Source organism: Staphylococcus sp. FSL W8-1268, from assembly GCF_038003965.1.
Classification (GTDB): Bacteria; Bacillota; Bacilli; order Staphylococcales; family Staphylococcaceae; genus Staphylococcus; species Staphylococcus hominis.
This window is the reverse complement of record NZ_JBBOQE010000001.1, coordinates 517,628-540,513: the sequence shown is the minus strand read 5'-3', so window position 1 is coordinate 540,513 and position 22,886 is coordinate 517,628. Positions and strand designations below refer to the sequence as shown.

Annotated in this window: 20 protein-coding genes; 9 read left to right on the top strand and 11 right to left on the bottom strand. The window is 29.2% G+C overall.

The features are described 5' to 3' along the window. Window positions 1–39: 39 nt before the first annotated feature. Window positions 40–591, top strand: coding sequence for a TetR/AcrR family transcriptional regulator C-terminal domain-containing protein (locus tag NST64_RS02485; RefSeq protein WP_049417704.1), 552 nt, complete (start codon window positions 40–42; stop codon window positions 589–591). Window positions 592–645: 54 nt separating this feature from the next. Here NST64_RS02485 and NST64_RS02480 read toward each other — a convergent pair whose 3' ends face one another. From NST64_RS02480 to NST64_RS02470, 3 genes are all read right to left on the bottom strand, one after another. Further along, window positions 646–1,851, bottom strand: a complete 1,206-nt coding sequence (locus NST64_RS02480) for a multidrug effflux MFS transporter (protein WP_002448360.1) — start codon at window positions 1,849–1,851, stop codon at window positions 646–648. A 20-nt stretch (window positions 1,852–1,871) separates the two neighbouring features. Beyond that, window positions 1,872–3,236, bottom strand: coding sequence for a TcaA NTF2-like domain-containing protein (locus NST64_RS02475; protein WP_049417702.1), 1,365 nt, complete (start codon window positions 3,234–3,236; stop codon window positions 1,872–1,874). A gap of 99 nt (window positions 3,237–3,335) precedes the next feature. After that, window positions 3,336–3,797 carry a MarR family winged helix-turn-helix transcriptional regulator gene (locus tag NST64_RS02470; RefSeq protein WP_002448483.1) on the bottom strand — a complete coding sequence of 154 codons (462 nt, stop codon included), beginning with the start codon at window positions 3,795–3,797 and terminating at the stop codon, window positions 3,336–3,338. Between the two features lie 171 nt (window positions 3,798–3,968). Here NST64_RS02470 and NST64_RS02465 point away from each other — a divergent pair, with 171 nt between their 5' ends. Further along, window positions 3,969–4,925 (top strand): YdcF family protein, encoded by a 957-nt coding sequence (locus NST64_RS02465; RefSeq protein WP_049417700.1) that lies wholly within the window; start codon window positions 3,969–3,971, stop codon window positions 4,923–4,925. A 69-nt stretch (window positions 4,926–4,994) separates the two neighbouring features. Here NST64_RS02465 and NST64_RS02460 read toward each other — a convergent pair whose 3' ends face one another. Both NST64_RS02460 and NST64_RS02455 read right to left on the bottom strand, forming a co-directional pair. Continuing rightward, window positions 4,995–5,660 (bottom strand): ABC transporter ATP-binding protein, encoded by a 666-nt coding sequence (locus tag NST64_RS02460; protein WP_002448319.1) that lies wholly within the window; start codon window positions 5,658–5,660, stop codon window positions 4,995–4,997. Next, a complete protein-coding gene (locus NST64_RS02455; RefSeq protein ID WP_049417698.1) occupies window positions 5,660–6,715 on the bottom strand; it encodes an ABC transporter permease in 1,056 nt (351 codons plus the stop codon). Before NST64_RS02455 ends, NST64_RS02460 begins: the two co-directional genes overlap by 1 nt. Window positions 6,716–6,844: 129 nt before the next feature. Between NST64_RS02455 and NST64_RS02450 the strand changes: the two genes are divergently transcribed. Together NST64_RS02450 and NST64_RS02445 are read left to right on the top strand one after the other, a co-directional pair. Beyond that, window positions 6,845–7,519 carry a response regulator transcription factor gene (locus tag NST64_RS02450; RefSeq protein WP_002448578.1) on the top strand — a complete coding sequence of 225 codons (675 nt, stop codon included), beginning with the start codon at window positions 6,845–6,847 and terminating at the stop codon, window positions 7,517–7,519. Continuing rightward, window positions 7,512–8,885 (top strand): sensor histidine kinase, encoded by a 1,374-nt coding sequence (locus NST64_RS02445; RefSeq protein ID WP_002448349.1) that lies wholly within the window; start codon window positions 7,512–7,514, stop codon window positions 8,883–8,885. The genes NST64_RS02450 and NST64_RS02445 overlap by 8 nt, the downstream gene beginning before the upstream one ends. Window positions 8,886–8,936: 51 nt before the next feature. Here NST64_RS02445 and mqo read toward each other — a convergent pair whose 3' ends face one another. Beyond that, the gene (mqo, locus tag NST64_RS02440; protein ID WP_049417695.1) at window positions 8,937–10,415 is read right to left on the bottom strand and encodes a malate dehydrogenase (quinone); all 1,479 of its coding nucleotides are present in this window, start codon (window positions 10,413–10,415) and stop codon (window positions 8,937–8,939) included. 311 nt (window positions 10,416–10,726) lie between these two features. Here mqo and NST64_RS02435 point away from each other — a divergent pair, with 311 nt between their 5' ends. After that, the gene (locus tag NST64_RS02435) at window positions 10,727–11,872 is read left to right on the top strand and encodes a glycosyltransferase family 4 protein (protein ID WP_049417692.1); all 1,146 of its coding nucleotides are present in this window, start codon (window positions 10,727–10,729) and stop codon (window positions 11,870–11,872) included. A 49-nt stretch (window positions 11,873–11,921) separates the two neighbouring features. Here NST64_RS02435 and NST64_RS02430 read toward each other — a convergent pair whose 3' ends face one another. Beyond that, window positions 11,922–13,523 carry an L-lactate permease gene (locus NST64_RS02430; RefSeq protein WP_002448432.1) on the bottom strand — a complete coding sequence of 534 codons (1,602 nt, stop codon included), beginning with the start codon at window positions 13,521–13,523 and terminating at the stop codon, window positions 11,922–11,924. Window positions 13,524–13,878: 355 nt separating this feature from the next. Here NST64_RS02430 and NST64_RS02425 point away from each other — a divergent pair, with 355 nt between their 5' ends. Further along, entirely contained in the window at window positions 13,879–15,564 is a 1,686-nt protein-coding gene (locus tag NST64_RS02425) for a CDP-glycerol glycerophosphotransferase family protein (protein ID WP_049417690.1), read from the top strand. Between the two features lie 55 nt (window positions 15,565–15,619). On the opposite strand, the gene NST64_RS02420 is transcribed toward NST64_RS02425, so the two are convergent. Continuing rightward, window positions 15,620–16,135 (bottom strand): GNAT family N-acetyltransferase, encoded by a 516-nt coding sequence (locus NST64_RS02420; RefSeq protein WP_049417689.1) that lies wholly within the window; start codon window positions 16,133–16,135, stop codon window positions 15,620–15,622. A 176-nt stretch (window positions 16,136–16,311) separates the two neighbouring features. On the opposite strand from NST64_RS02420, the gene NST64_RS02415 reads away from it, so the two are divergent. Both NST64_RS02415 and tatC read left to right on the top strand, forming a co-directional pair. Further along, entirely contained in the window at window positions 16,312–16,536 is a 225-nt protein-coding gene (locus NST64_RS02415) for a twin-arginine translocase TatA/TatE family subunit (RefSeq protein ID WP_017174935.1), read from the top strand. Further along, window positions 16,478–17,233, top strand: a complete 756-nt coding sequence (gene tatC, locus NST64_RS02410; protein ID WP_071859962.1) for a twin-arginine translocase subunit TatC — start codon at window positions 16,478–16,480, stop codon at window positions 17,231–17,233. Before NST64_RS02415 ends, tatC begins: the two co-directional genes overlap by 59 nt. Window positions 17,234–17,303: 70 nt before the next feature. Here tatC and NST64_RS02405 read toward each other — a convergent pair whose 3' ends face one another. The 3 genes from NST64_RS02405 to efeO are packed head-to-tail and all read right to left on the bottom strand — an operon-like array spanning window position 17,304 to window position 21,092. Then, window positions 17,304–19,034, bottom strand: a complete 1,731-nt coding sequence (locus NST64_RS02405) for an FTR1 family protein (RefSeq protein ID WP_107632399.1) — start codon at window positions 19,032–19,034, stop codon at window positions 17,304–17,306. After that, window positions 19,015–20,241 carry an iron uptake transporter deferrochelatase/peroxidase subunit gene (gene efeB, locus NST64_RS02400; RefSeq protein WP_049417685.1) on the bottom strand — a complete coding sequence of 409 codons (1,227 nt, stop codon included), beginning with the start codon at window positions 20,239–20,241 and terminating at the stop codon, window positions 19,015–19,017. Before efeB ends, NST64_RS02405 begins: the two co-directional genes overlap by 20 nt. Next, window positions 20,238–21,092 carry an iron uptake system protein EfeO gene (efeO, locus tag NST64_RS02395; protein WP_049334640.1) on the bottom strand — a complete coding sequence of 285 codons (855 nt, stop codon included), beginning with the start codon at window positions 21,090–21,092 and terminating at the stop codon, window positions 20,238–20,240. Before efeO ends, efeB begins: the two co-directional genes overlap by 4 nt. A gap of 319 nt (window positions 21,093–21,411) precedes the next feature. Between efeO and NST64_RS02390 the strand changes: the two genes are divergently transcribed. Then, on the top strand, window positions 21,412–22,407 hold the full coding sequence (locus tag NST64_RS02390; protein WP_002448474.1) for an acrylyl-CoA reductase family protein: 996 nt from the start codon (window positions 21,412–21,414) through the stop codon (window positions 22,405–22,407). Window positions 22,408–22,886 lie beyond the last annotated feature (479 nt).

The following is a 22,886-nucleotide window of genomic DNA, read 5'->3' as shown; positions in this document are numbered from 1 at the left end:
AAAAATTGTCGGTTATTCTTTTTAATTTAGGTGACATACATGAAATTAAAAGCGAAATATAAAATTATAATAAGTATGATCGATTTGCTAGAAGATTATCCTTTCGAACAAATTTCAATTAAAATGATATGTGCAAAATGTAAAATTAATCGTTCAACCTTTTATGATAATTTTCAGGATAAATACGACTTATTGTCTACAATCCAAAGTTACCATTTAAATAAGTATGAAAAATTATTAAAAGCACTTTCTAATAATTTTCACAATATAAAAAAAGAGCCTGAAAAAGTATTTAAGTTCTTCCATATTATTCTCATATATATATATAGAAAGAAATCTTTTTTTCACGCTATTTTTATCTCAAATCCAAATAGAAGTTTAGTTATGGACTACTTAGATATTACCAAGAAATATTACGATAAGATTTTAACTGAAAATGAAACTTTAATTCAAAATAGAGAGCTTTTTATTTCTTATACAATTAGCGGTCAAATTGGAGTAATTCTTTACTGGCTAAGAAGCGGTTGCCAAGAAAGTCCTAAAGAAGTAGCAAATTCTTTATTATCCAATACAATTAAGTTACAAAGATAATAAAGAAGAGAGCAAGACAGAATCAAATTAAATTTTGTTTTGCTCCCTATTTATTTATCTTTTTGTTTTAAACACTTTAAAATTAATAAGGTGTAAAATAATAAGGATCACAATTGCACTAATAATGATTGTTAGATAAGGTGTACTGTTATATTCCCCTTTTACATTTACCAAAGGTGTAACAATACCTCCAAATAAAAATTGCACAAGCCCTAATAAACTCGAAGCACTACCATTACCAGTGGTACTTTCCTCCATCGCAATAGAAAACCCTAAAGTAGCTACACCTGTAACTGGAGCTACTAATGTTATAAAACCAATCACTAAAAAAATGAATGGTCCATGTTGGATGAGCGTTAACGAAACAATACATACACCAATAATTTGGATACATGTCAATAACCTTAAAAGTGTTTGCGTATGAATATAATCTACTAGTTTTCCTGTTAATTGACTAGAGATGATTAATGTTATTCCTATTCCAGCAAACATCCAACTAAAATGCAGTGGGGATACACCATAAATTTTTTGAACTAAAAACGGTGAAGCAGAAATATAACTAAACAATAAAATAAATGAAACACCTTGTATTAGCATGGGTAGTACAAATCGTGGTGTACCTAATAAGCTTTTAAAATTCTGAAATATCACTTTGATACCACTGCTATCTCTATACTCTAAACTTAAAGATTCTGGTATTTTCGTTAGGCTTCCCATTATCATTAATATACCGAAGATAGTTAATATAACAAATACGACTCTCCAAACTGCTACACTTAAAATGATACCTCCAAGCGCAGGCGCAATAACCGGTGCAACACCATTAACTAACATTAATAAAGATAGAAATTTAGTTAATTCATTACCTTTATATAAATCACTTGCAATGGCTCTTGAAATAACTGCCGCGCCTCCCCCGGTAATACCTTGTAAAAGTCTTAAGATAATCATAAGCCATATGTTATGAACAAATATGATTCCGAGACTTGCAAGAGTAAAAATGGTCATAACGATAATTAAAGGTTTCTTACGCCCCACACTATCGGAAATCGGTCCTACAAATAAATTACCAATTCCAAGACCAATCATAAAAAACGATAGTGTCAATTGAGCATTAGCTGTCGTAGTGTTAAAATCATTTTTCAATTCAGGTAAACCAGGTAAGAACATATCAATCGCTAACGGTCCTATAGCAGTCAACATACCTAGAATAATAATAAATAACAAGGAATGCTTATCTTGGTTATGTCTTTGTTCCATTTAAATATTCTCCTTAGAATCTATTTAATGTTTATGATTTGTAATATTCCATTATCTTTATCTTCTTCTATTTCATAAGTGACATATTCTATTTCTCCGCGTTGATTAATTTGTTGTACTTTAGCTTTAATAATATCTCCACTTTGAGTTGCACTTAACAACTGTGAGAATTCAAAATGCTTTGAATCACTTAAATGATTTTTTATATCTATATATGCATCAGACTTATTTTTTAGAAATGGACTTATTATCTCAAAATTTTGTTGATTAATAGCATAATTTAGCGCATAGGTATATTGATTAAAAAATGGTTCTAACGTAACTCTAAGTATGTTTTCTTCTTCAGTTTTCTTTGAAACATAATCAAAAATTTTATCTTCATCAAAATCTAGTATTGCACTATTAATGTTTCCTAAATCTTTTGCTTTTATTGTTTTACTTGTAGACGTAAATGTTTTGTCTTTAACCATACCTGTAGCTGAAACACTAATGTCTTTATTTTGAGGATATGGACCATATATTTTTGATGCATCATATTTCATTTCTTTATCATTAATAGTTACTTTCAATGTATTTTTATCTAAGTCACTTTTACCCTTTAATTTAACTTTAAGTGAAGCTTCGTTAAAGTTCTCATTAACCTCCACAGTATTTCCTTTAGCATATCTAAAATCAAATTTCATTTGACCTGTAAAATGACCATATTCTGTGTCTTTTTCAGCATCGATAGCATAAACACCTGGAATGTATTTACCAATAGAAGTTGCTTGATTCGCCTTTGCATGAATGACTCTACGTTTTCCACCAGCTTTAAATTCATATTTTGTATCTATTTTCGGCTTAACAATAACAGTTTTTGTAGGTGGTCTATAACTCATATTATTAAAGATTAAAAAACGCGTTCCATTTTTACTAATTTTTAATACATTTTTATCTGTTTTTGTTTGTATATAGGCAGAATCATGATTACTTTTATTTAATTTATCTGTTGTGTGTTTGACATCATGAATAAATTTCATCATTCCAACTTCATCTTTAATATATTGAATATAAACACTTGCTTCTTCATCATCTACAGGAACATCTTTAGTACTAATTAACGTAGCTACTTTTTGAGCATCGTTGTTATCAATTGCGTTTACAAGAATTTTGGTTTGAGCTTCGGGAGAATTGAAATTTTTTAATAGTATGAAAACAATACCAATTAAAATAATAATGAAAGTTATAATGACCCAAGGAATAAACTTTTTAAATTTTAAATTAGATTGTTCTGATTGAGAGGACGATGTTGCTTTATTTTTTTCTTTAGGTATCATATTTCCGCAATTAGAACATTGCCTATCACTTTTATTTAATTCTTGTCCACAATAAGGACATTGTTTCATTTTGTCATCAACTTCCTCTCATAAGATGCAATGTCATTTATATTTTTCACACAAATATTATAACTCTTTTTTCTTGTGGAGATAATTTCCGATTAACGTTTATTTTACCTTAGCGTTAAAATGCTTCACACGTTCATCTATAATATAAAGCACACTCAGAGCTTTTTCTATATCCTTACTAGATAAGTCTTTAACCATATCATTCACAATTTGACTTATAATTTCGTTATTTTCTTCCGTATATTGGCGCCCTTTCTCTGTTAAAACAATATACTTTAAGCGTTGATCTATTTTATTGTTAGGCTTCTGTAATGCAACAAAGTCACTTTCTATTAATTTTTTTATACGACGACTTACTGCCGCTTTATTAACCCCTTGTTTTTCAGTAATTTCCGTTATAGATAAAGCTTGATGATGACTGAGTAATCGTAGTACATTCGATTGTTCAGTAGAAACACCATATTTTACTTGTTGATCTTTTAAAAGTTTAGACGTTAATGTATTTGTCTCATCTATGAAATGTTTCATAAATTCAATATGATTTTTTGAGATTCTACTCATTACAAATCTCCTTACTTAAATAATTTCATATATTGTGCAGTTAATTTTTATACTCTGTTAAATAATATCAATAATTTTCCACGTTGAAAACAAATAGAAAAATATAATAGTTGCTAAATTGTGACCCTTTCATTACATTTAAATATATAAATAGATATGAGGTTATTAAATATGCTAGCAATCATTTTATTATTTATTGTTTTAATTATTATCCTAAGTGTTTTGTTTAATATAAGATATTTTATCTCCCTTTCTTTTTTTATTACAAGCGTGATATTATGTTTCACCATTAATCTCATTAATATCATGACCATGACTCTACCAACTGGTTTGTTTATATTAATCATCATTTCTACCATTGGTTTGCTTGTCAAACATTCTCATCTATTTAAAATTAAAAAAGGAATCCATTTCTTAAACAAAATGTTTCGTAGATTAATAAATGGTACCTTATTTATTAGTATATTTATATATCTTAGTACAATACCATTACCTATTTTAAATGGCATGTTTTTATGGATTGCTTTAATTTTATTTAGTGCTTGTTACGCTTTCATTATATATTTAATTTTTTCTTCTGCATTTGAACGTGCTAAAACCCATAAACAATATGATATGATTCTTATACTTGGCGCAGGTATATTCAATGAAACAGTCACTCCTATGCTAGCCTCTAGACTGGATAGAGCTTTAGAAATCTATAAAGTACAGTCGCATAATTGCAATATATTGGTAAGTGGTGGTCAAGGTCCTGACGAACCAATTTCAGAGGCCTTAGCAATGAAGAATTATCTCATTAAATGTGGTGTATCATCTTCTTCAATATTGATGGAATCACAATCAAGCAGTACATATGAGAACTTTTTATATTCTAAATCTTTCATTAATACATCGTTTGAAAATGTCCCTAGTATTTTATGCGTGACGAGTCAATTTCATATTTTAAGAGCCTTACGTTTTGCACAAAAGTTAAATATAAAAATAATAGGATTAGGAAGTTCAACGCCTTATCATTTTCTAGATAAAGCGCTCTTACGAGATTTTCTTGCACTTATATATCAATATAAATTACTTTTGACTTTGTATTTAGTCGGAGTATTTATAGCGTCAATTTGGATATTACTTTAATATACAAAAAGTCTGGATCATTTTCTTATATGATCCAGACTTTTCCATAGTATGAATACTATTCACTTTTTAATTAAGTATTTTGCCGTCTTCTAATTTTACAACGCGATCAGCATAGTCAAATAATCGCTCGTCATGTGTAATCATAATACCTACCATCTGTTCAGATTTTATACGTTCCTTAATCATCTCTACTACTTTCGTAGCACGACTTGCATCTAAACTTGCTGTTGGTTCATCTGCAAGAATGATTTTAGGATTATTTGTAAAGGCACGCATAATTGCTACACGTTGCTTTTCTCCTCCTGATAACATATGTGGAAATGCATTCAAACGATCTTTGAGACCAATTTCTGTTAATAAATATTTAGCATTTGAAACGGCTTCTTTTTTATTTACTCCCGCTTCCTTAGCAATAACAGTGAGTTGTTCTTCAACCGTTAGATAAGGCACAAGATGTGACGCTTGAAAAATAAAACCAATATCATTAAGTCTTAATTCTGTACTATTTTTATAATTTGAATATAAGTCATGACCTTCATATAATATCTTACCATCAGTAGGTGTTAACAACCCACCTAATATATTTAATAATGTCGATTTACCTGAACCTGATGCACCATTTAAAATAATAAACTCTCCTGGTTGAACTTCTAAATTAATATCTTTTAATACTTTTGTCTTCGCTGAACCTTCTCCAAATGTTTTACTAATATGTTCGAGTTTTAATGTCATTATTCCATACCTCCAATAGCATCAATTGGATCCACTTTTACTACTTTGATAAATGATAGTAAGGCACCGATAAATCCTACAATAAGAAAAATAACAATCATTAATAAAATTGTACCGTAACCTAAATAAAATGGCATCGTAACTGGCATAATTAAACTTAATATTAAAATAAGTACTGTGGCTAAAATAACACCAACCATGGTAGTTAAAATAATCTCTATAATTAATGAGCTTAATAAATGTCTCGTTTTAATACCTACTGCTTTTAATATACCTATTTGTGAGATTTTTTGAATGGTCATAACATAAAAAAATGCACTTAATACAATTGCTGTAATCACGAACAAACTAATTATCATTAAATTCAATGGCATTTGTTCTGCTTGGTAACTTGCAATGTTATCAGTCAATGTTTTTTCACTAACAGTTGTTACATTAGAAATATCATTAATTCTATTTTTATCTTTGTTACTTAATTCTTTAACTGGGTAGAATGTAGAATAATTTTTATTAAGTGCTTTAAAATCTGAATGATTCATCATAACCATTGAGCTATGAGAATACATTGTATCTTCAATAATACCACTTACTTTATAAGCTTCTTTATGACCTTTAAACTTAATCATATCTCCTTTTTTTACATCTTGTCCCGTTAATTTATCATTTATTGCAACTTCATATGAATGATTAGGATAGCGACCTTCTTTTAAAGAGGGACGATCTTCTTTAGAAGTAGAGAACGTAAGAATATCTTGATCTTGTTGTTTTAATTTTAATGTTTGTGGTCCAAGATGTGTTGCTTGTTGATTTATAATATCTTCTATCTTATTTTGTTGATTTGAATCAAGTTGTGATTTTTCAATTTTAGGTTCTTTCATTTTTTCAATAATATATGTTTGTGCATTTTGATTATTTAAAAATGACACATTTTCTCTCGCTAAACCTTGAGCTAAACCATTAATAAATAATACCATACTCCCTAGTAAGAAGATGATTAGCATAATTAATATATATCGAAACTTATAAAATTTTATTTCTTTCCAAGCTAAATTCATTTCTTTTTCCTCCCTATTTATCTTTATTAAACAGTATAGAGAGTAAATATGAACTGAATATGAACAACAAAGAAAATTGTCTTAGATTTTAAAGATTCGTATAATAATTAGAAAAGGAGCGAAAAGTAAATGATAAAATGTTTAATTGTAGATGATGATCCAAAACTCTTGCATTACGTTTCTAAACATTTAGAAGCGGATCATATAAAAACCGTGACACATTCGAGTGGAGAACAAGCATTAAAATATCTTAATCATCATCGCGTGGATATCGCAGTTGTAGATATTATGATGACAGGTATGGATGGATTTGAATTATGTCAATTATTAAAAGATCGCTATCAATTACCAGTTATTATGCTAACAGCACGAGATGCATTAAGTGATAAAGAACGTGCATTTGTCAGTGGCACAGATGACTATGTAACTAAACCTTTTGAAATTAAGGAATTATTATTTAGAATTCGTGCCGTTTTGCGTCGTTATCAAATTAATACGCAAAATAAGATTGAAATAGGAAATGTCATTTTAAATGATGAATTTATGGAGGTGAGTGTAGCATCTAAAAAAATGAATCTTCCTACTAAAGAATTCCAACTCCTATTTTTATTATGCACTCATCCAAGACAAATTTACACAAGAGAGTCTATTATTGAAAAAATTTGGGGTTTCGATTATACAGGCGATGAAAGAACAGTAGACGTTCATATTAAGCGTTTAAGAACACGGTTAAAAAAATTAGAGGCAACTATTGAAATTCAAACAGTAAGAGGCCAGGGATACAAGGTGAATAAAGATGTTTAAAACACTATATAGTCGCATTGCAATTTATACTATTACTGTGATTATTTTTAGTGCATTAGTTAGTTTTTTCATTGCAAATATACATTATCATTTCAATCTCAAAGAAAATAATGACACTAAAATTATGCGTACGTTAAAAGAAGCTCGTACTTATGAACATCAACTTCCTTCAAAATACGTAAAATCTTATTTTCAACATTTAGGACAAATGAATTATCAAATCGTTACCGTCGATAAACAAGGACAAAAAACATTTTATGGTGAACCTTTTAGAAAAGATACACTGTCCTCATCATCTATTAACCAAGTTATGCGTGGTCATGATTATCACGGTATAAAAAACAAACCTTTTGAATTATTCGTGACAGGTTTCTTTGATAATGAAACTGATAACACTGTGGGCATAAGATTTTATGAAGACCATGAACCTATAGCAGTATTTATGCGACCAGATATAGGTAAAACATTCGGCGAGTTTAGAATATTTTTATTGGTATTACTTATTTTCTTATTGCTGATATCTATTTCACTTGTTATTGCTTCAACATACTCAATCATTAAACCTATTAAAAAGTTAAAAATGGCGACCGAACAATTAATGAATGGGAATTTTGAAACACCCATTTCTCATACCCGTCATGATGAAATTGGAACTTTACAGTTTCGTTTTGATACCATGCGTCAGTCATTAAAACAATTAGATGACATGCGTCAACATTTTGTTCAAAATGTTTCACATGAAATTAAAACACCTCTTACACATATTGAAAGACTATTAACTGAATTACAATTTGCGCATTCAGAAGATGAACGTCATAGCTTAATCAATGATATTCATTTAGAAATTACACGTCTTAGTAACTTAATAAAAGAACTACTATTACTATCTGAATTAGATAATGCGAATCACTTATCTGTTGACGATAATTTAGAATTATCTTCACTCATTACTGATATCATTCGACATGAACAATACACGATTGATGATAAATCATTGATGTTATTATCTGATATGCATAAAATATATTTTCAGGGAAATCGTCGCCTTTTACATCAAGCATTTTCGAATCTAATTCAAAATGCTATTAAATATTCAGATATAAATGGCATTATCGATATTACTTTGAATCAAGAAAATAATCATATTATGTTTGCGGTCACAAATGAAGGACAAACTATTTCTAAACAAGCGATACCACATCTATTTGATCGTTTTTATAAACTCAATGCTAGTGATAATAGTAATGGTTTAGGACTAGCAATTACTAAGTCCATCATTGATTTACATCACGGTAAAATATGTGTATCTAGTGATTCTAAAAATGGCACGACATTTAAAATTCTATTTCCGCATATCCTATTTTAACTTAATCGAAAAAACAGGCAGTGTTAAAAATGACACTACCTGTTTTTTCGATTATTTCACATTTAAATATTTTCTTACTTCTTTATTTACTGCGTTATAAACTTCTTCGTGCTCATTAAGTTTAAGTCCGTATGATGGGATCATCTCTTTAATTTTTGGAATCCAAGCATCAAATTCATTTTTGTAACAGCGTTTTAATACATCTAGCATGATATCGACAGCTGTTGAAGCTCCTGGAGAAGCACCTAATAATGCTGCAAGTGATCCATCATCAGAAGTAATGACCTCTGTACCAAATTGTAAATTTCCTTTACTATCTTCTGTATCTTTAATCACTTGAACACGTTGTCCAGCAATAACAACGTCCCAATCTTCGTCTCTAGCATTCGGTAAAAAGATTCTTAAATCATTCATTCGATCTTTATGACTAAGCATTAATTGAGAAACTAAGTATTTAGTTAAATTAAACTCTTTAACTCCTGCTGTTAACATCGTCACAATATTATTCGGTTTAACAGAACGAATTAAATCTAAATTGGATCCTGTTTTCAAAAATTTAGGTGAGAAGCCTGCAAACGGTCCAAATAATAGAGATCGTTCTCCATTTACAAATCGTGTATCTAAATGTGGTACAGACATCGGCGGTGCTCCAACATCTGCTTTACCATATACTTTTGCATAATGACGTTCAATAACGTCTTTGTTTTTACAACGTAAGAAAAGACCACTTACTGGGAAACCACCTACATGTTTAGACTGCTTAATTCCAGTTTTTTGTAGAAGTGGAAGACTTGCTCCTCCAGCACCAATGAACACAAACTCAGATTCAAACGTGTGAATTGTATTAGACTTCAAATCTTTGACAGTCACTTTCCAATAACCATTATTTAATCTTTCAATATTTTGAACTTCTTGATGATACGTAACATCTACTTTATGTTCTTTTAAATTAGAAATTAATTTTTTAGTGAGTGCTCCAAAGTTTACATCTGTACCAGTTTCATCCCGAGATAATGCAATAGGAACGGGTGATGTTCTACCTTCTACCATTAACGGCACCCATTCAACAATTTTATCTCGATCTTCTGTGATTTCCATTTTTTGAAATAAAATATTTTCTTTTAAAGCTTTTACACGTTTTTTCAAAAAGTCTACGTTTAAAATACCTTTAACAAAGCTCATATGTGGCACAGATTGAATAAAATTACCTGGATGTTCTAGTTGACCAGTTCTAACTAGATAAGCCCAAAATTGTTTAGATACTTGGAACTGTTCATTAATTTTAATTGCTTTTGTTACATCAATACTGCCATCTTTATTTTCTTTTGTATAATTTAATTCACATAGAGCTGAATGTCCTGTTCCAGCATTATTCCATACATTAGAACTCTCCTCACCTGATTGTTCCAATTTTTCGAAAATTTTAATTTCTTTTTCTGGAGATAAGTCTTTTAGTAATGTTCCTAATGTTGCGCTCATTATTCCGCCACCGATTAAGATGACATCTGTTTTGCTATGTTCTATACTCATAACAACCCAGTCCCCCTTTTATAATCACATCTTCAGTCGAAATAAACACGACCATTTTTAATTTAAAACGCTTTCTTTAATTGATAAAAAAATAAATATTAATTTGACGTTAAAAGCGTAAATAACATTTTAATTACTATAGTAATTATATACATAATTTCTCTTTGAAAAAAGTATTTACACGAATTATCATATTATTTTATCTCTATTTTCAAAAATATTTTAATTTTATTATAAAGCTTACAATATTTATACAGTTGGTTTATTACATGCTATAATTTTTATAATATTATTAATAACGAGGTACAATCATGAAATCATTTACTTTTTTAATGCATAATATATACGCCTTAGGTGGCACAGTTAAAGCAATGACTGAACTAGCAAATACCTTAGCGGACAAAGGTCATAACGTTGAAATTATCTCTATTTTTAGAGCTAAAGATATGCCTTACTTCAAACTTAATTCTTCTATTAAAATAAAGTCCTTAGTTGATTATAGATTAAAACCACAAAATGTGATTTCTATCTTTATGAATCGACTGAATAAATACACTCCTTTATTAAAGCCTATCTACCTTTCAAAACATGAGCCTGGTTTAAATCAATTCTCCAAGTATATTGAACATAAACTGATACGTGCAATTAATGATATAGATACCGATGTACTCATAGGCACAAGAGCAAGTTTTAATATATTTATTTCTAAATATTATCATGGACATGCAATGACAATAGGTATGGAACATATGAATTTAAATGCCTATCCCAAAGCGTATCGACAAGAAATATTAGATGCTTATCAACATCTAGACGCACTAACCACTTTAACTCATACTGATAAAAACCATTATGAATCATTCATTGAAACACCTGTATATGTCGTTCCTAATATTATTCGAACTAAAAAATTAAATCTACCTAAAAAAAATATTATTTTAAGTGCCGGACGTCTAGAATATGAAAAAGGTTATGATATTTTAATCGAAAGTGTCCAACTCATTAAAGATACGCTTAGACAGAAAAACTATAAAATCGAGATTTATGGTGAAGGTCAAGAACATCAAAATTTACAAGAAACTATTAATCATTACCAGCTTAATGACTTAATAACTATACATCCAGCCACTCAACACCTTAATGAAAAATTGGCACAAAGCCGAATGACTGTCGTTCCTTCACGAAATGAAGGGTTTGGAATGGTCATATTAGAAGCAATGGCTCAAGACAATATTGTTATTAGTTTTAAAGATACACTTGGACCTTCACAACTGATTCAACATAATAAAAATGGTTATTTAGCAGACTATGCGAATGCACAATCATTAGCAAAATATATTGATCTTGCTATTCAAAAGAGAACGCATTCAGAAAATATGATTAAATCGAGTCATCAAACTCTTGAACATTATTCTCCAGATAAAATTTACGATTATTTTTATTCTATTTTCAAATAAAAAAGGATTGCAATCGGAATTCTCCGAATTGCAATCCTTTTTATTATAACTACATAAACATTGATAAAATAAATGTCCAAATACAGATAAATATCAATAAAGCAACACTGTATTTTAATGTCATTTTAAGTAATTCTGATTCTTTACCCACTTGTTTTACAGCTGCTGTTGCAATCGCAATTGATTGTGGAGATATAAGTTTTGCAGCCACACCACCAACAGTATTCGCTCCAACAAGTAACGGTGCACTTGTACCAATTTGTTGGGCAACTGAAGCTTGAATTGGTGCGAATAATGAGTTGTTATTTACAACAGAACCAGTCATGAACACACCAATCCATCCTAAGATTGGAGATAAAATTGGGAACACGCCGCCTGCTTTTGCGATACCTTGACCCATTGCAGCACTTAAACCACCATATGTAGTGATTTTAGAAATTGCTAAAATGAAACAAATAGTTAAAATTGGTAACCATAGTTCTTTGAATGCTTCTACGAACAAACGTCCTGCATCACCGAAATTAACTTTTTTAGACATTAAAACTGTAATAATAATTGTAAGTAAAATGGCTGTACCAGTTTGACCAATAAAATTAAAACTTAATGTAATAGGTTTATGTGCTACATCACTGTATGTTCCTGGTAAATTAAAGTTAAATACCAATGCTGATAAAGGACCATTTGGTGCAAATAAGTTTTTAAAGAATGTTGCACTCCAAATCATTACAATTACAGTTAAGATAATGAATGGGCTCCATGCATATAAAATTTCTTTGCCACTATGTGGAGTAACTGCTTCTGGTTTAACATCTTTTTGTATTCTAAAAATATTTTTAGGTTGGAATTTTTTAGAGAATACTGCTAACACACCCATAGTCACTAATGGTGGAATGATGTCAGCTAATTCTGGACCAACAAATACTGTAATTAAGCCTTGTAATACTGTATAAGTAATTGAAGCTACTAAAATTTGTGGTAATGTTTCCTTAATACCTTTAAAACCATCAATAATAAAGATTAATAAGAATGGAATAATAAAGTTAATAATTGCTAAAGTAAGTGTAGACACTTGAGACACGCTCATTGCTTCAACATGTCCTGGTAAATGAAGTGTATTCACAATACCAACTGGAATACCAATTGCACCGAATGCACCTGAAGCAGCGTTGGCAATTAAACATAACATTGCTGCTTGTAAAGGTTTAAAACCTAGTTGTGCAAGTAATAATGCACAAATTGCAATTGGCACACCGAAACCTGCAGCACCTTCTAAGAAGCCATTAAAAGCAAAACCAATTAATAATAATTGAATACGTTGGTCTTGTGAAATGCTCATAATGCTATCTTGAATTGTACTAAATTGACCAGATTCTTGAGTCGTTTTATATAATAAAACGGCCATAATAACGATATAACCAATTGGGATAATACCTTGATAGAATCCTTCTATTACACCACCTGTAGCAATACCACCAGGTAATTTAAAGAATGGCAATGCAATAAGTAAAGTAACTACTAAAGTAGTGATTGCTGCATAAATCCCTTTCATTTTAAACACAGTTAAACATAACAAGAATAAAATGATTGGAATTGCTGCAATTAAACTAGATAACGCTAAGTTACCAAAAGGGTTAAAAGAATGTACTAACATAGTTTAAACGCTTCTTTCCTTAATATTTTATTATATTGATGAATTATCTAGCTAAACAACTAAAAATTCACTTTTCTAATTTTAACAGGTATTCACAAAAATTAACATATTGTAATCAAGTTAAAATTAGAATATTACACTTTTTATTTTTGTGAATATTTTCACAAAAATAATATAACATTTCTTATCACAATTGACAATACTGTAAAAATAATTTATGTCAACAATAGTAGTAAGATCTATTTGAATTTTCATAAACATATGATTTTATATTATCATTCATGTAAATATGAATTTTTTAAAAGTGCATGGTAAAATAAAAATATGAAATTTAGGAGTTAAAGGATAATGCATAATGATTAAACAAATAAATATATCTAATATGTCACATCTAGATATACAACTTAATAAAGCTAAATCTGCAGGGTATTCACATTTTATCCCCTATTCTAACGAAATAAAAATTAATCAAGACATGCTTAATGCTGTCTCATTAGGTGAACATTCTATTGCAGTTGATTACACAATCCATGGTGTTTATCTTAATGATTGTCGTTATTTTGGGAATGATAAATTAAGTTTTCTCGCTTGGATGAATAATATTAATCATTATCCAAATATCATTTATAATATTGATACTGCGCTGATTTACCTCTCAAAATATCAAATTCAATCTATTATGGACCTAGCAGTCATCACTATTTTAAAAAATGAGGTTGATATAGATGGACATGTTGTTTTTGATTTTATTGAGGAATTACAGACATCTAGTTCATTTTGGAATTCGTTAGATACAAGAGAAATTAAAATTACCAATCACTTTGATTTAAATAAACTAGCTTATATCCACGGCCATTCGATTCCATTTCCTAAATATAAGCATCCATTAGCTGACGAAACTCTTCGTTTTGCTGATAGCTGGCTTGTAACAACAAAATTTAAATTGCCTAAATGGATGTACAATAAAATTCATCAACGTGCGATTCAAAATCATAAAAAACTAAGTTATGTCTATACTAAAGATACATCCAAATTGAAAAATCATGTCGTATTTTTAGGATTCGATTATGGCTATAGAGGTAACTCTAAATACCTTTTTAATTACTTTGTAAAACGAAATCCAACAACAGAAGCTTATTACATTACAGACGATAGACATGGACCATATTTCCTTCCCATTGATGCAGAACATAATAAAGAACTTATTGAAACTGCAAAAATTGTAGTCATTGAAAGTTATATGCCTGAAGCGTATCAACCTAATGGTACAGTCATTCAATTATGGCATGGTACGCCTATTAAAGAATTATTTTTAGATAGTAAAGAACCCTATCAAAATCAAAATATTTATAATTACAGAGCAAGAAAATATAATAAATGGAAACACCAATCATATGTCTTATTAGATTCAAAAGCTTCAGAAGGTTTATTTGAGACTGCTTTTCCTAATGAAACGGTTCAATTTCTTCCTTTTGGTTATCCAAGAGTAAGTTATTTACTAAACTATAAAGATAATCAAAATCAGCAAAGAAAAATACGTGAAAAATTAAAACTTAATCATACAAAACCTGTTTTATTATATGCGCCAACATGGCATAAAAATACAGAATCATTTACACCTTTAACGATGACACCAGAGTTACTAGAAAAATACTATGTGATATATAAGGGGCATATTGAAGGTGATGATGCTATTCTAGAAGGTGTCATTGAGGCTCCTATAGATATCGAAACACAAGACTTAATCTTAATATCAGACATTGTACTTACTGATTATTCTTCTATCATTTTTGATGCCTTAACTATTGATAAAAAAGTTTGTTTATATACTCCTAATCACAAAGAATATAAAGAAGAACGTGGCGTCTATATTGATGTGCTGAACAGTCTAGCAAAAGTTTGGTACACAGACGAAGAAGTGTTACTAAATCATTTAATACATGATACGATTCCTACCATTCACCGACATGCACTTATAAATCGTAATAATCAATCTCTAAAAAAACTAACTCAACTTATGAGAGATATTTTAGATAAATAATAAAGCACTAAGAGGACAGAACTTTTCTGTCCTCTTAGTGCTTTATTGTGTTATTTTAAATTTCTTTTTCCATAATTAAATCCATGTCTATTACATTACCATTAATAAAGTCATGGTGTCCTGTAATTTCAAATCCTTGCTTTTTATAAAAGTCAATGGCAGAAGGATTATTTTCCCAAACACCTAACCATACTTTTGATTTATTATACTCCCTTGCTTTATCAATAGCTAATTGAATAAATTGACTTCCTCTTCCTCCACCTTGGTAATCCTTATCAAAATAAATGCGTTGAATTTCTAAATATTGATCACCTTTTGGTTCAGTTTGTGTTTCATTAATATTTAATTTTAAATAACCAGCAATCTCATCATCAACCTTATAGAAATAGTGAAATGATTGGTGATGTACGATTTCTGATAATAACTTCGTTTCATTATAGTTTTCTTTAAAAAATTTTTTAAAATTTTCATCAGTATAACTATCTTTAAAAGTATCATAAAACGTTTTTTCTGCAATTTTTCTTAACTCACTTACATTATCTTTTTTAATTTCTTCAATTTCTTCTTTCATATTTTCCCTCTTTTTATTGTACTTATTTTTCTCAAAACCAGATAATATCTTATTCCTTATCAAACATATTTCAAACACTATATTAAATTATTTTTTTATAAATTAAAATATGTATTGATAATAATTATCAATAAGTATAAAGTAAAGATAGACTATATTAAAGTGAGGTGTTTAAGATGTTTCATGAGTTATTTATATTAGGCATTGCTGGACCTACCAGTTTAGTCATTATTAGTATTGTTGCATTAATTATTTTTGGTCCTAAAAAATTACCACAATTTGGTAAAGCGATTGGCAGTACTTTAAGAGAATTTAAGTCTGCAGCTGAACACATTGATTCAGATGAGGTGGAGGAAACACCCAGTAAACATTCTAAACAACAGCGAGACAAATCAAACTAGTTCGACCTTACTCGAACACTTTGAAGAATTAAGGCGACGTTTAATTAATATACTTATTTCATTTTTAATTACTTTGCCGTTAGTATACATATCATCTAAATGGTGGATCACAACTTTTGTTTACCATATTAAACGCACTCAAGTTGTTTTACATACTTTTTCATTCACTGAAATGATTCAAATCTATATACTAATCATTAGTTTTGTAACTTTGTGCTTAGTTCTTCCTATTATTTTCTATCAATTATGGGCATTTATATCACCAGGGCTTCATCAACGTGAACGTTTTTTTATTTATAAATATAGTTTATTATGTACTGCGTTATTTATCATTGGTGTCGGTTTCGCCTATACTATCGGATTTCCATTAATTATAAAATTTTCATTAACATTATCGAAAACAATGTATATTCAACCAGTGATTGGTTTTAATGCTTATTTACATGAATTAATAAGGTGGTTATTTATATTTGGTGTCGTCTTTCAATTACCTATGTTTTGTATGGGACTAGTTAAAATGGATGTAATAGATATTAAACAATTACACCAATATCGCAAATATATTTATTTTACTTGTTTCATTATTGCTAGTATTCTTGCACCACCAGATATCACTTTGAATCTATTTTTGACTTTACCACTCATTATTTTATTTGAAATAAGCATTCTTTTAACTAAAATAACTACTCGACATTAATGAATTCGAATCAAATGCAAAAGTCTCAAACGAGTAAATTAATCTACTCGTTTGAGACTTTATTTTCAATTTAGATATGATGCTTTGTTTTAGTATGTTTTAAAGTGAAATAAGCAATTAATAGTATATAAATTAATTGTGCACTCATCGTTTCAATACTTGGATAAAAACCAATGATATTAAGTGTTGGAATATACTCAATACTATGTTGTGTTATCATTCCAAGTAATTGTAATTTTTGAATACTAATTCCTAACATTTTAAATGCCATAATAAATATTAAAATAGAAAGTACTCTAAAAATAAAATATATAGGTATCAATCGTATAACTGTTTTGAATAACAATGTAAATATGATTAATATAACAATGGCTAGTATAATTCCTATAACAAAATCTAAAGTTTTTATACTTCCCATCATTCCCATATAAAAGATAATGACTTCAACGCCTTCTCTCAAAACGGATATTAATCCAATTGTACCTAATAATGCTAAGTTTCGATTACTTATTGCATAATGATACATTTGTTGAATCATATCATTCCATCGCTTAGCACTTGAACGTCTATGCATCCATATACCCACAATATACATTAAAACAACTGCTATTATTCCTAGTGCTGCTTCCATACCTTCACGTAATAATCCATTATTTCCTAGTACTTGAATAAAGATAAGTGCTAATGCGAGACTTAAAATCAAACCTAATATAGCGCCACCAATGACACTTGTTGTCCCTTTAGTGTCTCTAACCTTTCTGGTCATAGTTGTTAATGTCAATATGATTAATAATACTTCTAATCCTTCACGTAAAAAGATAATCATTACATCTATGGATGAATACGCTTCTTCACTTACAGTATCTTTGATTTCAGAATTTATTTTTATTAAACTTTCTTTAATACGATCTTTATTACTACTATTTAGAATACTTTGATAATATGGAATTTTATCTTCAATTTTTGTATATAAACTACTGTTTTTAGTTTGAATTTTGCCTTCCACATAAGGCCATATTTGTATAAATTTAGCCAGTGCCTCATCTGATTGTTTTAACTGATGACTCTCGATACCTTTGATTGCTTTCTCTAATTCAATATTAAGTTGGGTAACTTTATATTGATTTTTTTCAGTATTTGATTGCTTTTTATCAACAGTATCAATACTTGTTTTAAATGTCTTCCAAGCATTATCTACTTTTTTTATGTCTAATGGTTCTTTTTGAATAGCTACACGCAACTGCATCAAGTACACTTCTATTTGTCCATATTTATTTTCATCATAATTTCTGATGGCCGTTTCATGTTTTTTCCAAATTTGATTTAACATATTATTAATAGACTGTAATTTTGATCTATCTTTATTTTTTACAGCTTCTTGAATGATATTATCTTTTGCGTTAATTTGTTTTTTTAAATTTCTAATATCTTTATCAATATCATCAGTCGATACAGAACTTTCGTAAACGATGAGAGATTTTGTTAATTCTGATAACGAGTCGATTTGTTTATTTGTAGTCGTTGCTTGATCAATCATATGAAGTTTCGATTTAACATCTTTTCCTTTTTTATTTTCTTTAATATTTAAAGACATTATTTTATGTTTTACTTCATTCAACACGTTTTGTTTTTCGTTATAATTTAATTGTTTGTGCTCTAATGTCGATTTCGCATCAGAGATAGCTACATACGCATCATTTAATTGACTATCATTTGCAACACTAACTGAAGTCAATGAAAACAAACGTGTAATAATGATTAAGAGAGTAATTATCGATATCTTAACTAAATAGTGCTTCACCGATATAGCCTCCCTTTTGTATCCCTGGTAATACAAGAAATGATGCAGAACCTCGATGTGTGATATATTCGTTTAATTTATCATTGTGTCCTAAATTATTTTGAATATCGATAAACTGTTGAATAGATTTTTGGAAACAAATAAACATGAGTCCAGTATCTAAGTCACCTGTTTTAGCATTTGTACCATCATTATAATTATATGCTCTACGTTTAATAGAAGTTTTTACTTCACGAGCTAAACGGGTATGCGCATTCTCATCGATAATATACTTACCCTTATTATTTTTAGCCTTTAAATCAATATTATCGAATTCTTTCTTACCTGTTAGAGGGGCACCTGTAGAACGTTTACGACCAAATGTTGCTTCTTGCTCTTCTAATGCAGTACGATCCCATGTCTCAATATGAATTTGGATTCGTCTTATAATGCAATACGTCCCATTTTCTGCCCATCCATTATCAATAAATACATATTTTTTTAAGTCGTTATTGTTTCGTGGATTAACTGTACCATCTTTAAATGCCATCAAATTTCTCGGTGTTTCATTTTTTTTAGTAGAAATAAAACCATGTTGTGACCAGCGAATTTTAATGATGTCTCTAAAAGGTCGTATTAAGTTATGTATGGCATGAAAAGTAACTTGAGGATCATTTGAACAAGCTTGAATCATAATATCTCCATCACTATACTCTTCATCTAATTGATCATTAGGAAAATGAGGTATATCTCTAAAATCAAATGGAATTTTAGATGATAATCCTATTTTTTTCAAAAAAGACTTACTCACGCCATATGTTAAAGTGAGTTTGCTAGCATCTAATCCTATTGATTCACCAGTATCTACAGGTGGTAATAGTGTATTGTTACTATTTTCCCCAATAATAGCACCGTCAGTCATACTAACAGACATTTGAGTCCATTTTTTAAACATATCTTTAATTAATGTTTGATCTTTGGACTTTAAATCTAATGCAATGAAATTACAATTTTTTTGAGTTGGTGTAGTAATACCAGCTTGAATATGTCCATAAAATTCATATGAATCGTTTTCTTCACTTTCAGGGGTATCAAACATAGATTTAAACGAAAAGATACTGCCTACACTACTTGCTCCAATAACAGCACCAGCACTTCCTATACCTAGTAACTTTAAAAATGAACGTCTAGTCATTTGAGGGTGATTTTTATGATTTATATTACTCATTCTGTAACCACAGCCATTTTACTTAATGGTTCTCCTAGTGAGTTAACTGCATCTGATAACGCTTTTCTATCTTCTTTAGTTACTGCACTATAATCTTTATAACCATCATTATTTTTATATTTATCAAGTAATTGATTCACTTTATTAAAATTATCCATAATTGTAGAACTCAATTTTTTGTCTTTCTTTTCTAATTCAGATTTAAATAATTCATAAATTTTTTGAGCCCCTTCGATATTTGCTTTAAAATCATATAAATCGGTGTGAGAGTATATCTCTTCTTCTCCAGTAATTTTTGATGTAGATACTTCATTTAATAAATCCACTGATCCTTGTAGCATTAACTTAGGTGTAATATCTAATGTATCTACTTTAGCATCTAATTCTTTAGCATCTTTTAGTAATTGATCAGCATCCTTCTTAGTCATTTCATCTATTTTATTTTCTTGATAAAGAGATTTTTCAATTTTATGATACCCTGTCCACTTATCTTCTTTTTTCTCTTCTTTCATATCAGCTAGGCGGGCATCGATTTTAGGATCTAAATCGCCAAATGCTTCAGCTACGGGTTCAGAACGTTCATAATACATGCGTACTTTAGGATACAAAGATTTTGCTTTTTCAATATCATCTGCTTTTATTGCAGATACAAATTCTTCAGTTCCTTTTAAAAACTGATCTAACTGTTCATTTGTATATTTTCTATATTCTTTAGCTGCTTTCTGTAATGCTACTTTATTCTCATTTGTAGATTTTTTTGAAGTTTTCTCATTAGCATTATCGTGATTATTATGACCACAAGCTGTTAATAGTAGTGATGATGTTAGTAAAATAGTTGGTAATTTCTTCATAATAAATTCACCTCATTAAAATTTAGTGATTATCTTTTGATGTTAAATATTTTAAAATGTATATTCTCTACATCTAAATTTTAAAATTACAGTTTTATATCTCTATCAACATGATTATTATCAAGTGATAATCATTATCAGTAAAATTATATATTTATGCTGTTTTACTGTCAATATAATTATTTTTTTATCAAAATATAGACTATTTTATATTTAATTTATATAAACTTTTTAACTTAATGACTCGTTTAAAATGTGGTATGGTTATTTAGGATATGCAATTAACATCTAATTTTTTATTTTTAAGGAGTACGATTTTATGAGTGTAAATTTCAAAGCGTTTATGGTTGAAAAAGATAATGATGGCACTGTCACAAGTGATTTCAAAGATTTATCAATCAATGATTTACCTGAAGGTGAAGTTTTAATAAAAGTTCAATATTCTGGTATTAATTATAAAGATGCCTTAGCTACTGTTAAAGATAGTGGTGTACTTAAATCATATCCAATGGTTCCTGGAATTGATTTAGCAGGTACAGTTGTAGAATCTGATGATCCTACAATCGAAAAAGGTGAAGAAGTTATTATTACTGGCTATGATTTAGGTGTCAATCATTACGGCGGATTTAGTGAGTATGCCCGTGTTAAATCAGATTGGATTGTTAAATGTCCTGAAAATCTAACACTTGAAGAAGCGATGATTTATGGGACTGCTGGTTACACAGCTGGTTTAGCAATAGAAAAATTAGAAAAAGCTAACTTTATGACACTTGAAGGCGATAAAGTACTTGTACGTGGCGCTTCTGGTGGTGTTGGGTCTTTAGCTGTAATGATGTTAAATGAACTTGGTTATAAAGTTGTAGCAAGTACTGGAAATAAAAAAGCTACGAATAAATTAAAAGAATTAGGAGCAAGAGAAGTTATCGATCGTATTTCTGAAGATAGTAATGAAATATTAGGAAAAAGAACTTGGCAAGCTGCTATTGATCCTTGCGGTGGTCCTGGAACACCTTATATAGCAAAGCATCTAACAAATGGTGGTGGGGTTGCATTAATTGGTATGACTGGAGGTAACCACTTTGAAACTTCAGTATTTCCATTTATTCTTCGTGGTGTAAGCGTCGTTGGACTTGATTCAGTTATGACACCAATGAAATTACGTCAACGTGTATGGAGAAGATTAGCAACTGATTTAAAATCTAATAAATTACATGAAATTAAAAATACAATTGCTTTTAAAGATTTAAAACATTCTATTGAGACAGTACTTAATCATGAGAACGCTGGAAGAATTATTATAGATTTTGAAGCATAGTTCATATTTATTTAATAAAAAAGAGCAAGAAACCCAGTTTATAGTGGTTTCCTGCTCTTTATTTTTAAAGATACTAAGTTATATCTTTTTTATCTTTTATTCTTGTTATTTTTTTGTTTTTTTCTACGATTTTTTAATACTAATCCTAGACCAACTAATAGTGTCATTAATTCAATCTCTAATTGAATAGATGTACTTTCTGAACCAGTATCAGGTAATCTATGTGATTTAGATAAATGACTGTTATTAGATTGAATACCGTCAACATTTGATTGATTTTGATTATTGTCTTTATTGTTATGACTTAAGATGTTTTCAATTTTATCAATATCAAGCATATTCAATTTGTCCATTAATTGTTGGATAATTGAACCGATATCATCAATATGTGATTTATCAATTTCTTTTAACGTATCACGTCTAAGTTTTTCAAGATAATCAATTAATTTAGCTTTTTGTTCATCTGTTAAATCTTTGCG